At 56.6% G+C, this 12,777-nt stretch carries 15 protein-coding genes; 10 read left to right on the top strand and 5 right to left on the bottom strand.

The genetic code is table 11. The features are described from left to right. Nucleotides 1-245: 245 nt before the first annotated feature. A complete protein-coding gene (locus tag ACI7M0_RS26730) occupies nt 246-1,940 on the top strand; it encodes a phosphoethanolamine transferase (protein ID WP_104886870.1) in 1,695 nt (564 codons plus the stop codon). Between the two features lie 209 nt (nt 1,941-2,149). Here the strand turns inward: ACI7M0_RS26730 and ACI7M0_RS26725 are convergent, their stop codons facing one another. Together ACI7M0_RS26725 and ACI7M0_RS26720 are read right to left on the bottom strand one after the other, a co-directional pair. Further along, complete coding sequence (locus tag ACI7M0_RS26725; protein WP_231386153.1) at nt 2,150-2,692, bottom strand: NAD(P)/FAD-dependent oxidoreductase; 543 nt, start codon at nt 2,690-2,692, stop codon at nt 2,150-2,152. Nucleotides 2,693-2,734: 42 nt separating this feature from the next. Beyond that, nucleotides 2,735-3,073, bottom strand: a complete 339-nt coding sequence (locus ACI7M0_RS26720) for a helix-turn-helix transcriptional regulator (protein ID WP_129931835.1) — start codon at nt 3,071-3,073, stop codon at nt 2,735-2,737. A gap of 115 nt (nt 3,074-3,188) precedes the next feature. On the opposite strand from ACI7M0_RS26720, the gene ACI7M0_RS26715 reads away from it, so the two are divergent. From ACI7M0_RS26715 to arsJ, 8 genes are read left to right on the top strand one after another with little or no spacing between them, the layout of a single operon-like run. Further along, entirely contained in the window at nt 3,189-3,602 is a 414-nt protein-coding gene (locus ACI7M0_RS26715; RefSeq protein ID WP_129931834.1) for an arsenate reductase ArsC, read from the top strand. Between the two features lie 8 nt (nt 3,603-3,610). Continuing rightward, the gene (locus ACI7M0_RS26710) at nt 3,611-3,967 is read left to right on the top strand and encodes a metalloregulator ArsR/SmtB family transcription factor (protein WP_129931833.1); all 357 of its coding nucleotides are present in this window, start codon (nt 3,611-3,613) and stop codon (nt 3,965-3,967) included. Between the two features lie 19 nt (nt 3,968-3,986). Beyond that, nucleotides 3,987-4,457, top strand: a complete 471-nt coding sequence (locus ACI7M0_RS26705; RefSeq protein WP_104886873.1) for an arsenate reductase ArsC — start codon at nt 3,987-3,989, stop codon at nt 4,455-4,457. Between the two features lie 18 nt (nt 4,458-4,475). Beyond that, nucleotides 4,476-5,537 carry an ACR3 family arsenite efflux transporter gene (gene arsB / locus ACI7M0_RS26700; RefSeq protein ID WP_129931832.1) on the top strand — a complete coding sequence of 354 codons (1,062 nt, stop codon included), beginning with the start codon at nt 4,476-4,478 and terminating at the stop codon, nt 5,535-5,537. A 3-nt stretch (nt 5,538-5,540) separates the two neighbouring features. Further along, nucleotides 5,541-6,257, top strand: coding sequence for an arsenical resistance protein ArsH (gene arsH, locus ACI7M0_RS26695; RefSeq protein WP_013974858.1), 717 nt, complete (start codon nt 5,541-5,543; stop codon nt 6,255-6,257). A 12-nt stretch (nt 6,258-6,269) separates the two neighbouring features. After that, nucleotides 6,270-6,773, top strand: coding sequence for a cyclin-dependent kinase inhibitor 3 family protein (locus tag ACI7M0_RS26690; protein WP_013974857.1), 504 nt, complete (start codon nt 6,270-6,272; stop codon nt 6,771-6,773). Between the two features lie 32 nt (nt 6,774-6,805). Then, the gene (locus tag ACI7M0_RS26685; RefSeq protein WP_013974856.1) at nt 6,806-7,810 is read left to right on the top strand and encodes an ArsJ-associated glyceraldehyde-3-phosphate dehydrogenase; all 1,005 of its coding nucleotides are present in this window, start codon (nt 6,806-6,808) and stop codon (nt 7,808-7,810) included. Between the two features lie 9 nt (nt 7,811-7,819). Further along, nucleotides 7,820-9,052: an organoarsenical effux MFS transporter ArsJ gene (gene arsJ / locus ACI7M0_RS26680; RefSeq protein WP_129931874.1), complete on the top strand. Its 1,233-nt coding sequence runs from the start codon at nt 7,820-7,822 to the stop codon at nt 9,050-9,052. Between the two features lie 23 nt (nt 9,053-9,075). On the opposite strand, the gene ACI7M0_RS26675 is transcribed toward arsJ, so the two are convergent. Next, the gene (locus tag ACI7M0_RS26675; RefSeq protein ID WP_129931831.1) at nt 9,076-10,152 is read right to left on the bottom strand and encodes an ArsO family NAD(P)H-dependent flavin-containing monooxygenase; all 1,077 of its coding nucleotides are present in this window, start codon (nt 10,150-10,152) and stop codon (nt 9,076-9,078) included. 1,149 nt (nt 10,153-11,301) lie between these two features. Between ACI7M0_RS26675 and ACI7M0_RS26670 the strand changes: the two genes are divergently transcribed. Further along, entirely contained in the window at nt 11,302-11,553 is a 252-nt protein-coding gene (locus ACI7M0_RS26670; RefSeq protein WP_104886883.1) for a hypothetical protein, read from the top strand. 288 nt (nt 11,554-11,841) lie between these two features. Here the strand turns inward: ACI7M0_RS26670 and ACI7M0_RS26665 are convergent, their stop codons facing one another. Further along, nucleotides 11,842-12,165, bottom strand: coding sequence for a hypothetical protein (locus ACI7M0_RS26665; protein WP_104886884.1), 324 nt, complete (start codon nt 12,163-12,165; stop codon nt 11,842-11,844). Then, nucleotides 12,162-12,383 carry a hypothetical protein gene (locus tag ACI7M0_RS26660; protein ID WP_177413591.1) on the bottom strand — a complete coding sequence of 74 codons (222 nt, stop codon included), beginning with the start codon at nt 12,381-12,383 and terminating at the stop codon, nt 12,162-12,164. The genes ACI7M0_RS26665 and ACI7M0_RS26660 overlap by 4 nt, the downstream gene beginning before the upstream one ends. Between the last annotated feature and the right edge of the window lie 394 nt (nt 12,384-12,777).

The following is a 12,777-nucleotide window of genomic DNA, read 5'->3' as shown; positions in this document are numbered from 1 at the left end:
ATCATGTCAGCATTGTAATCGCGAAGTCATCATGACGTTATCGTGTAGCGGAAATAATGCGCCTGGCGAGAGTTTATTTCTCATCAATCCCATGCCTCACACATCTTAAGCGTCCTCAGGCTAAAGGGACCAAGGTCTCAGACCTTCTCTACGCCCTGATTCGCTATGTCTGTCGGAGGCTTGCCATTTAGCTCCCGGCTATTCATGACCAGCGCCATGGATGAGCAGCTTCTTAGAGTTTGATAATGACACCTTCTAAATCCATTCATACCCTGTTCAGTAAATGGATCCATGCTATTCGCAATGTTAGACAGGAAGGCATCAGCACCAACTTACTCATCGCGCTAGTAACTTTCTGGTTATTGCTATTCGCGAACGCTGAGTTTTGGCGTGTGCTCTGGCGCCTGGCATTCAACACCGAGGAAGTAAACTGGCCGCTCGCCGCCAGCCTGCCAGTCGTGGTATTCGTTTGGGTGTTCACCGTACTTAGCTTGGGGTCATGGTCAAGATTCGCAAAACCTATGCTATGTCTAGTGCTGATCAGCGCGGCGTTAGCCAGCTACTTCATGAGTGCTTACGGAATTGTCATTGATTACACGATGTTCACCAACGTCGTGGAGACCGACGTCAGTGAGGTATCTGAGCTACTGAACTGGAAACTTGGCCTTTGGGTGGCAATGGTAGGGGTATTGCCCGTCTACCTGATCTGTCTGGTGCCCCTGCGACGCAAGCCCTGGACCAACGCGTTGGGTAGCAGACTCATCGTCCTGGCGCTCGCACTGGTAGCCCTTGCTGGTATCGTGCTGAGCCAGTACCAATCTTATGCCTCCCTCCTACGCAACAACCGGGAGATCCGGCTCATTCTGGTTCCCACCAATTTGTTTGCTGCCGGTCATGGTTACCTGAAACGCAAGCTGGCCACACCGAAAGCGCTGACCTCCATCGGTACCGACGCCGTGGTGACCAGGCAGGGAGCGGCTCGTAAACCCAAGCTGCTGGTACTGGCAGTCGGGGAGACCGCACGTTCCGCCAACTTCTCCCTGAATGGCTACTCCCGCGATACCAATCCTGAGCTGGAAAAGCGCAATGTCATCAGCTTCTCGAATGTGAGTTCTTGCGGCACCGCCACCGCGGTTTCGCTGCCATGCATGTTCTTGGACGTCGGTAGGGATGATTACAAGGACGGTTTGGCCAAGAGCCGCGAAGGGCTGCTCGATGTGCTTCAGCGCGCAGGCATCAGTATCATGTGGGCTGATAACAATTCGGGCTGCAAAGGGGTCTGTGATCGGGTGCCAAACCACAAGGCTACCCAACACGCAGATGCTCAGCTGTGCAGTAGCGACGAGTGCAAGGACGGTGTATTGCTCTCTGAGATGGAGGGCTTCATCAAGCGTCAGGAAGGCGATGCAGTCCTGGTGCTCCACTACAAGGGTAGTCACGGCCCGGCCTACTACAAGCGCTACCCCACGCAGTTCGAGAAATTCGGGCCGGTTTGCGAGACCAATGAGCTCGACAAATGTGAGCAGCAGGAAGTGATCAATGCCTATGACAATTCGATCCTCTACACCGACTACGTCACGGCTGGGCTGATCGATATTCTGGCCGCGAACAGCAAATTCGACACTGCGCTGATGTACGTTTCGGACCACGGGGAGTCACTGGGAGAGGGTGGTCTTTACCTGCATGGGCTGCCCTATGCGATGGCCCCAGATGAGCAAACCAAGGTGCCATTGGTGCTCTGGATGTCTGATTCTCTCGCGAAAAGCGAACGCCTCAATGTGGGCTGCTTGAAAGCACAGACGAGCTCGCCACTGAGCCACGACAACCTGTTCCACACCGTACTCGGGATGATGAACGTCCAGACATCCTCGTATCGCTCAGCTCTTGATTTTACTGCCCCTTGCAAGACTTTGACCGGAAGCACCTACTCAGGCCTCTAATGCTGCAACGGGCTGAACACGTGAGGTCGATAGCGATTCCACATCGAGCTGCTTTGACAGCAGCCAGAAGCTCGACTAACTACATAGCAGTACTCAACAACCCAAGCGGAAAAGGAAATTTGCATGAGCATCAAGCCAGGCCCTAAACGCACCAACGAAGATGGCACTCCGGACAAGAGGCAGCGGGTCACGCCTGAGAAGCAGAAGGATCACCCAGACCTGAAACCCCACAAGCATAAAAAGGGGGAGTAGGGCAGAAAAGCAGCTCTTCGGAGCTGCTTTTTTATCTGCAGACAGTGTCCTGAAAAGCTCTCTAGCCCAGGAATGTCAGGCATGAAAGGACGGCTGAAGCCACCTGATGCCACTACCACAGCACGCGTAGTGAAATTCGCTCCGTTGGCGGTGCGAACCTCAAATGCCTTGCCCTTCTGTACGACCGCCACCACTCGGGTACCGCCCTGAAAAGGGAGCTGAAACTCGGCGGCGTATGCCTCCAGGTACTGCACCACTTCATTTCGCACCGGGTAGTCCTTGGGATCGCCAAGAAACGCTCGCCCCGGCAGCGCTGAGTACTCCGATGGTGAGAACAACTGCAAGCTTTCGTAGTAGTTACGCCAGTTACCGCCCGGGGATGTCTGCTCATCCAAGATGAGGTAATCCAAGCCGTGCTGCTGTAAATGCCAGCCAGTCGCCAAACCTGCTTGCCCACCACCGATAACGACCACATCCAGAACGCGATCCAACTCATTCATATATGCGCACTCATGCATATTTAAAGGCAAAAAAAGGCCGGACTACGGACAGCAGATCGATACTAGACCTTTGGTTCGCTGGAGCAGGCCCTCCAGTCGCTCGACGATCGACCCACCATTTACTTCATAGAACACCTGCCGACCCACCTTGGTGGCCTTCACGGTCTTGGCGTCATGCAATACCTGCAGGTGCCTGGAGATCACCGAGCGCTCCTGTGGCAGCTCTTTGGCGATTTCGCCGACATCCGCCCGGCCGAGCAAAAGTACGCGCTTGAAAACCGCGACTCTGGAAGGCTCGCAAAGCGCTTTGAAGAAGGTCTCGTCTAGCGACTCGATGGCGGCTTCGATGGCTTGAGCACGGAGATTTTGGTTGGTCGTCATGCAGCCAATATATGTGCATGAACGCGCACATGTAAAGCCACCCATCATCGAGGGGTTGCGACACATTCGAAAAATCGTATATTCGAAAAACCATATACACTCAGGGTACCAAGTGATGACTGGCAAGACCCGCGTTCTGTTTGTTTGCACCGCAAACGCCGCTCGCTCCCAGCTCGCCGAAGCTTTGCTCCGGCACACAGACCCTGTGCATTTCGAAGCTTTTAGCGCAGGTACCCAGCCTGGCCAAGTCGATCCGCGCACCTATGACGCCCTCGAATATCTCGATATCGATACCAAGGCTCTACGCAGCAAGTCCATCGACGAGTTTGCAGGGGAACGGTTCGACTACTTGATTACGCTCTGCGACAAGGCAGCCCATGAGTGCCTTACTTTGCCTGCCCTCGGCGAGGTTCTGGCGTGGAACTTCGAAGACCCTGTTACCAGTGACCAACACGATGCCTTCCGACGCAAGCATCACGAGATTCATGAGCGCATCAAAATGTTCGTCCTCGTGAAAACTAAACACTGAGAATTGCTATGACTGACTCGCTGACACCTACCAAGGTTTTCAAATGCCTCGCCGACGAGAACCGCATTCGGATGATGCTGCTGATCGCTCGCGAGGAAGAACTCTGCGTCTGTGAACTGACCTGCGCGCTGGAAGAAAGCCAGCCCAAGGTTTCCCGCCACCTGGCGCAACTGCGCACGTGTGACCTGCTGGAAGACCGGCGTCAGGGCCAGTGGGTTTATTACCGCCTGCATCCATCGCTTCCCGGCTGGGTACGTGAGGTCCTGGCGACGACGCTGGAGGCCAACCGCGAATGGCTGAGTGCTAGCACTAAACGACTGGACACAATGGGTGACCGCCCTCAACGCGTCGCCTCCTGCTGCTGATCATTGCCGAGAAAAACCGATGAAAGTTCTGTTCCTCTGCACCGCCAATAGCTGCCGCAGCATCCTCTCCGAGGCTGTTTTCAATCATCTGGCCCCGGCCGGCATGAAGGCCTACAGCGCCGGCAGCCAGCCAAAGGGTGGTGTGCACCCGCTGTCCATCACCGCGCTGCAGCGTGCTGGTATCTCCACCGAGGGCCTCAGCAGCAAGTCAAGTGACGCGCATGCCGAGCTGGCACCGGACTTTGTCATCACCGTCTGCGACAAGGCCGCTGGCGAAGCCTGCCCCGTGTTCTTCGGACCAGCAGTGAAAGCCCACTGGGGGCTTTCTGACCCTTCTGACCAGCAGGGCAACACCGCCGAACTGGACGCAGCGTTCGACGTCACGCTTGAGCAGATCAAACGACGCCTCAATGCATTCCTCGCGCTGCCTTTCGAACAATTGGATGCCGCCCAGCTTAAGGCCGAGCTGGCCCGTATCGGAACGCTCTGACGTTTAGGGAGATCCACCATGAGCAAAAGCCGACTTTCCTTTCTAGACCGCTACCTGACGGTGTGGATCTTTCTGGCCATGGGCCTGGGCATTGGTCTGGGCAGCCTGTTCCAGGGATTGCCTGCGTGGCTGAATAGCCTGTCGGTAGGCTCGACAAACATCCCCATCGCCATTGGCCTCATCGTAATGATGTACCCACCTCTGGCGAAGGTGAAATACGAGGAGTTGCCACAGGTATTCAAGGACAAGCGCATCCTTGCCCTGTCGCTGATCCAGAACTGGGTGATCGGCCCGGTCCTGATGTTCGGGCTGGCCGTTGTCTTCCTTTCCGACAAGCCTGAGTACATGACCGGCCTGATCCTCATCGGCTTGGCACGCTGCATCGCCATGGTGCTGGTGTGGAACCAGATCGCCGGTGGCAACAACCAGTACGTGGCGGGTCTGGTCGCCTTCAACAGCATTTTCCAGATCCTGTTCTTTAGCGTGTACGCCTGGATCTTCCTGGGGCTGTTGCCGCCGCTGTTTGGCCTTGAAGGTAGCGTCATTGAGACCAGCTTCCTCGATATCGCCCAATCGGTGCTGATCTACCTGGGCATCCCGTTCCTGGCTGGTTTCCTGACCCGCAAGATCCTGATCAGCAGCAAGGGTGAAGCTTGGTATCAGGAGCGCTTCATTCCAAAGATCAGCCCACTGACGCTCGTGGCCTTGCTGCTGACGATCGTCGCGATGTTCAGCCTGAAGGGCGACATGGTGCTGCAACTGCCGCTGGATGTGCTGCGCATCGCTATCCCGCTGACCATCTACTTTGTGGTGATGTTCTTCATCAGCTTCTGGATGGGCAAGCTGTTGGAAGCTGACTACCCACGTACCACTGCGCTGGCGTTCACTGCAGCGAGCAACAATTTCGAACTGGCCATTGCCGTGGCCATCGCCACCTTCGGCCTTGCCTCGCCGGTCGCGTTTGCCACCGTCATCGGGCCCTTGGTGGAAGTGCCGGTACTGATCTCCCTGGTGGGCGTGGCCTTGTGGCTCAAGCGCCGCTGGTTCGATCAGCCATCTGGCGCCTTGACTCAGGAGTAAATCATGACCGAACACCATATCCCGAATATCGACAACGATCTGGTCGACCTGCCGACAGCAGACAAACTGGCAGTCGAGCAAAAGTCCACCCATAACCCTCGCATCCTGCTGCTGTACGGATCGACCCGCGAACGCTCGTTCAGCCGCCTGCTGACGGAAGAAGCGGCACGCCTGCTGGAGCACTTCGGTGCCGAGACGCGGATCTTCAATCCGACCGGGCTGCCACTAGCGGATGACGTGCCCGATGACCACCCCATAGTCAAGGAGCTGCGCGACCTGGTGCTGTGGTCGGAAGGCATGGTCTGGTGCTCGCCAGAGCGCCACGGCGCGATGACTGGCGTGTTCAAGTCGCAGATCGACTGGATTCCACTGAGCATGGGCGCCGTGCGCCCCACTCAAGGCAAAACCCTCGCGGTGATGCAGGTCTGCGGCGGCTCGCAGTCTTTCAACGTGGTCAACCAGCTGCGCGTCCTCGGCCGCTGGATGCGCATGTTCACCATCCCTAACCAGTCGTCCGTGCCGAAGGCCTATCTGGAATTCGACGAGGCGGGTCGCATGAAACCCTCTTCGTACTACGACCGTGTTGTCGACGTAATGGAGGAGCTGGTGAAGTTCACCCTGCTGCTTCGTGATCGCTCCGACTACCTGGTCGATCGCTACTCCGAACGTAAAGAGTCGGCTGAAGAACTATCCAAGCGTGTCAATCAACGATCCATTTGAGGCTTTGTGAGCATGCAATTGCACCCGTATTCAGTGTTGGCTAATTCCGAACTGGTCGGCCAGCTGATCTTCACTCCGTGCCCAGGTACCAAGGAGACATCGGTATCTCAGGCTCTGGCAACGTTGCACGATGCCGGCGCAAGCGCGCTGGTAACCCTGATGCCGAGTGAAGAACTGCTGCAGAACGAGATCGATCTGCTTCCCGAGGAGTGCCAACTGCTGGGCCTCGAATGGTTCCACCTGCCGGTCGAGGATGACGAAGCGCCCGGTGAGCCGTTTGCGGCCGCCTGGAAGGCTCACCGGGAACGCCTGAAAGAGCTGGTGATGACCGGTAAGACGATCGCCATTCACTGCAAGGGCGGCTCTGGCCGCACCGGCCTGTTTGCCGCCCGCCTGATGATCGAGTGCGGCATCCCTGTGCAGGAAGCTGTTTCCCAGGTCCAGGCCCTGCGTCCACGTGCGATCCAGAACCCTGCGCACGTTGGGTATATCAACCAGTTCAGCGACACCCTCTGACCTTTCGCTAATCGCGATTCGAGAACAAGAACATGGCTATCAAAGTAGGTATCAATGGGTTTGGCCGTATTGGTCGCTTGGCGCTTCGCGCCTCCTGGGACTGGCCGGAATTCGAGTTTGTGCAGATCAATGACCCGGCCGGTGACGCCGAGACCCATGCCCATCTGATCAACTTCGATTCGATCCACGGACGCTGGCACCGTGAAGCCCGCGCAGAGGGCGACGCGGTAGTGATCGAGGGCAAGCGCATCAAGGTCACCGCCAACAAGACCATCGCGGACACCGACTGGTCGGGCTGCGACTTGGTCATCGAGGCCAGCGGCAAGATGAAGTCGGTAGCCGTACTCCAGGCCTACCTGGATCAAGGCGTCAAACGTGTGGTCGTCTGCGCTCCAGTGAAGGAGAAAGGCGCACTGAACGTGGTGATGGGCGTCAACCAGCACCTATTCGACCCGGCGCAGCATCGTATCGTCACCGCCGCTTCCTGCACCACTAACTGCCTGGCCCCGGTGGTCAAGGTGATTCACGAGAACCTGGGCATACGCCACGGCTCGATCACCACCATTCACGACCTCACCAATACCCAGAGCATTCTGGATACACCGCACAAGGACCTGCGTCGCGCCCGAGCCTCGGGCATGAGCCTGATCCCGACCACCACGGGATCTGCCACCGCAATCGCCGAGATCTTCCCCGAGCTACGCGGCAAGCTGAATGGTCACGCCGTACGTGTACCACTGGCCAACGCCTCGCTGACCGACTGCGTGTTCGAAGTGGAACGTGAGACAACGGCTGAAGAGGTCAACGCGCTGCTGAAAGCCGCAACCGAAGGACCGCTGAAGGACATCCTGGGCTACGAAGAACGCCCCTTGGTGTCCATCGACTACCGCACCGATCCGCGGTCCTCGATCATCGATGCGCTGTCCACCCTCGTAGTCAACGGTACCCAAGTGAAGATCTACGCCTGGTACGACAACGAGTGGGGCTACGCCAACCGTGCGGTTGAACTAGCACGCCTGGTCGGCGCAGCGGAGTAAATGGCGATCATGAAGGCGTTGTCAGCCCTGTCTGCGGAAGTGCGTCAGTACCTGCTGGTTACCGGCAATTACTGGGCCTTCACCCTTACCGACGGCGCTTTGCGCATGCTGGTGGTACTGCACTTCCATTCGCTGGGCTACACGCCGCTGCAGATCGCGGCGCTGTTCCTGTTCTACGAAGTGTTCGGCGTGATCACCAACCCCGTGGGCGGCTACCTCGGCGCCCGCCTGGGGCTCAACCGCACCATGAACATCGGTCTTGGCATGCAGGTTGTCGCCCTGCTGATGCTCACGGTACCAGCAGCCTCGCTAACGGTGCCGTGGGTGATGGCCGCCCAGGCGCTCTCCGGCATCGCCAAGGACCTGAACAAGATGAGCGCCAAGAGCTCCATCAAGCTCCTGGTACCGGACAGCCAGCAAGGCACCCTCTACAAATGGGTGGCCATCCTAACGGGCTCGAAAAACGCCCTCAAAGGTGTGGGTTTCTTCCTCGGGGGAGCATTGCTAGCGCTGCTCGGTTTCACCCTGGCGGTGCTGGCCATGGCAGCAGCCTTGGCCCTCATTTGGATCTGCAGCTTGATCCTGCTGAAAAAGGACTTGGGCAAAGCCAAGGCCAAACCGAAGTTCCGCGACATGCTGTCCAAGAGCCGGGCGATCAACATTCTCTCGGCCGCACGGCTGTTTTTGTTCGGTGCGCGGGATGTCTGGTTTGTTGTGGCACTGCCGGTGTACCTGAGCTCTACGTTTGGCTGGGACTTCTGGCTGGTCGGCGGTTTCTTGGCCGCGTGGGTCATCGGCTACGGCATCGTCCAGTCGTTTGCTCCACATATCACCGGTAAGAAGCGCGGACATGTCCCCGATGGTCGAGCAGCCTTCATCTGGGCAATCGCCCTGGCCGGGCTGCCTGCGCTCATTGCCGTGGGCCTGGCGGCAGGCTGGTCAGCGCAGGTAGTCTTGCTCGGCGGGTTGATGCTGTTCGGCGTGCTGTTCGCCGTGAACTCATCGCTGCACAGCTACCTGATCGTCAGTTACGCCAAGGAAGACGGCGTGTCCTTGGATGTGGGCTTCTACTACATGTCCAACGCCCTCGGGCGCTTGGTCGGCACGCTGCTGTCAGGTTGGGTATTCCAAGCCTATGGGTTGGAAGCTTGTTTGTGGGTCTCCAGCATCCTCGTATTGGCTGCCGCGCTCATCTCGATCGCACTGCCCAGGCACAGCGAAATGGCACAGCAGACGCACTGATCCGTGAGGAAATGCGGAGGCCATCAGGCCTCCGCTTTCACCACAAACTGCTCGATCTCAGTTGCACTACTGCGGGCAGTGCGGGTCACCCCGATCAAGGTTGCTGATGCAGAACCTGTCCACTCGCCATAGCCCACCAACCAAAGTCTCGGCTCACTCACAGATCGGGTCCCTTCGACCTCTACACGTCCTTGCTCAGTAACAACCCCAAGGCTGGCGAGGTGTCCCAAGGCGGGTTTGAACCCGGTGCACCAGATCACTGTATCCACTGCGGTTTCCGAGCCGTCTGCCCAGACCACGCCGTTAGGGGTGAAACGAACGAAGGGTCTCACCGCGTGCAGAACGTCTCGCTCACGCGCCTCCACCACAGGCGGGACCATTACCACATCGCCCAACCCGCCGACCGGCTGCTCAATTACACGCCCCTCCACCTGCGCTTTCCAGCGCTCTGTGGCCCGCTCGAACAGCACTCGGCCATCTACATCATCAGGTAGGAAAACTGGATCGGTAGGGGTTACCCAGGTCGCAGCAGCTACTTTGGAAACCTCTGCGAGAATCTGAGCGCCGGAGTTGCCGCCGCCGACGACTAGCACGCGCTTGCCCGAGAAGGCCTGCGGTTCAACGTAGTGAGCCGAATGCAGCTGCTGGCCACGGAACAGCTCAGCGTCGGGGTAGGCAGGTATGTTCGGATTGCTCCAAGTGCCTGTGGCACTGACCACAGCTTTGGCATCCCAATGGCCAGACACTGAATGGACACGTAACGCGCCCGCTACGCGCTCGACTGAGGTGACACGTACCGGCCGTTTAATCGGAAACTGATAGCGCGCCTCATACTGGGTGAGGTAGTCGATGACATGTTCGCGAGACGGATAGCCATCCTGAGCAGGCGGCATCATCCAACCGGGAATGGAGCTCCAGGTGGCTGGCGAGAACAGCCGCAGCGAATCCCAGCCGTGTCGCCAAGCCCCGCCGGCGCCCTGCTCGGCATCGAGGATGATGAGCGAGAGATCTGTCCGGCGCAGGAAGTACGCCGTTGCCAGGGCGGCTTGTCCTCCGCCAATGATGACTACATCCCACAAGCGCTCTGCATGGGCTTTCATTTCACTCCCTCCGGCCATGGTCAGGCCCCATTTTCTCAGGTGCTGCGGTAAGTGACTTGATGTAGGTCGTCTGAAGCCAGAGTCTGACAAAGAGCTGGACGTACTAGCAGGGGAGTATGTACTGCTTGTCGACCGAGCAACATGTTATGCTGACCGAACGCCTGGCCACCGATACCTTTCTGCGACTAGCCGTGGATGGCTTTCTCCGGCCTATCTCCAATTGATATGCGTATGCTCTCCAAAAGCGAGGAACTCTATACTCAAACTAGGAGTCAAAATGCCATTACAGCGCGCTGTGGTGCGTCAGGTAACAGTCATCTCTTGAAGGGAGGCTGGTTGAGGCCTAGCGCGTCAACGTATGGTGCTCGCTCCGTCATGGTCGTCATTGGCACCCCGGTGCTGCTTGCCACTGCTAGCTCAAGAGCCAAACACATGAAATCGGAACACGAAATGCTCGGACTCCTCCTGATCGTCGAGGACGAGCCAATTCTGCGATCAATGATTGTTGAGGTACTGCAGGATTCGGGCTTTCTACTTCTCGCCGTAGCTACAGCAGACTAAGGTTTGGAGATACTCAAACGAACACCAGTGACCATGCTCATTACTGATGTAGAAACGCCCGGACAAATGAATGGCTGGGAACTTGCTCAGATCGCTAGCCAGCAGGATCCCAAAACCTCGATAGTCATTTCTAGCGGATGCGTCAGACATGAAACGGACCTCATACCCGAAGGCGCTCAGTTCCTCGCGAAGCCATGGTCAATTGACCTACTCCTGAACCTAGTGACCGAACACCGGCAGCTCCTTTTGCAAAAATCAACCTCGGGAGAGCATGGGGACTCATAGCCGCATTCCCATAGGCCAACCATGCCAACGTGTCGAGCGAAGGCAAAACGGCTAGAGAGACTGCTGGACATCATCTTGAAGTGCCCGTTGCCAAGGTACCGGTAAGGTGCATACACAATATCAAAGCCTTGACGGCTCCACCTCAAGCACGGTCAGAAAGAAAGCCCCACATCATCCTGCGTCATTTCTTGTGATAGTGATACTTCGAGGCACTAAGCGTCATTGATTCGTCTCGATGACTCATATTGATGCTTTTCAATCTTGGGACTAAGACTAAGGTATATGCTTGGAGAGACACGCGCCATGCAAAAGAGATTTGTTATCGTTCCGGCTGTGCCGATCGACAAAGAATGCTTCCAATCTGGTTCTCGATACTATGCCGCTACCGTATCAGGCGGATTCGACATTTACGACAATCAGGAAAAATTACGATTGAAGCCAAGCTACTCCACGAGGTCGCTCGCAGAAGCCACCTGTGAGGAGTTGAACGGGGAATGCGGCAATCCAGACGAACTTTTTCCATTCTTGCGGGTGGACTGCTCTCCCAATGAATAGTGATGTGGGCTGGCGACTGTGGGCGCTCACAACATAGTTTGACACAAGCAGACAGGAGTCCGATCTTGTTCATTACGGAGTACGATATTCGGTGAAGCCACCCTCGAGCCGACCTCTATGAGTCAGCCATTACGTATGACAGTGAAATGCTAGGACCCTGGGGACACGGCTAAGGAGATTTCATCGTCGAGCTACCTCCGGAAGTCCTGAGGTAGCTCGGTGTCACAGTTGGTGACCAGAGCATCGAACTCATCGCTGGCGTAATTGTCCTGAAGCCAGTCTATATAGCTACTCCTGAGTAGCTGCTGGCTCTTGCTGACTGATTTCACTGAGTGGGGTCTGGGCACGAACCTCTATCATTTCGATCAGCTCCAAATGCTTGGGGAACTCACGCTTCAGCCAATCGCTGGGCACAAAGTGATGATCTAGGTGCACCGCCGTGCTCTGTCCGTCATCGCAAGCACAGAGCATTACGTTCATCTCCGTCTCATCACCCGCCATTGCTGCAGGTACAAATATAGTACCGCTGTCACTGACGCCAAACGACCGGCGCCACTCGGGAAAGCGCTTGCCGTCTGGGTTGGAAACCGCGAACCAATTGATCTTGTTCATTTGTCATTCTCGAATGGAATCAGAGTGGAGTACGGAAGCTCTTCGTCTTCGACCGCAGCAAACACCTGATCCAGCACTGCAGTTGGGGCATCAAAAGCTCCAAGGATCACGTATAGCTCGCACATGAGGTTAGCCTTGGCCTGCCGGTCAAAGCCAGCATCACCGGCTACCTTTTCAGCCGAGTCGAATGGCTGGCTTACTGACGTTTCTGCGATCAAGTAGCGAGCACCGCAGTCACACAGCAACGGGTGGTTTGATCGAGGGGCAGTGCTCGCAGGAGCGGAGGAGAGAGGCCTCACCGGCTCCTGCGACAGTTTTAATTCTCTAAATCCAACGATGCAAGAGCGCCCACACGGGTTACCCATCCCAAAAAGATACCATCATAATTTTTTTGGGGGTTTTGCACGGTACATTGCTGCGATTTTTCTGTGGCTGAACCTTTGCTGTGACAACCTTTATTGTTGTGACAACCTTTATTAAACGAAAACCCCCGAGAATTTTTGAAAAGCTATGCTTTGTGACAACCTTTATTTTCTCTTCCCCAGGATCAATCTCCCCGCTAGGCCGCGAATTTCAAGAGGTTTTGGGACAAAGTTTATTAATCAGCAACAT

The organism is Pseudomonas sp. 10(2024) (assembly GCF_045164175.1).
Taxonomy (GTDB): Bacteria; Pseudomonadota; Gammaproteobacteria; order Pseudomonadales; family Pseudomonadaceae; genus Aquipseudomonas; species Aquipseudomonas alloputida.
This window is presented reverse-complemented; position numbering and strand designations above follow the sequence as displayed.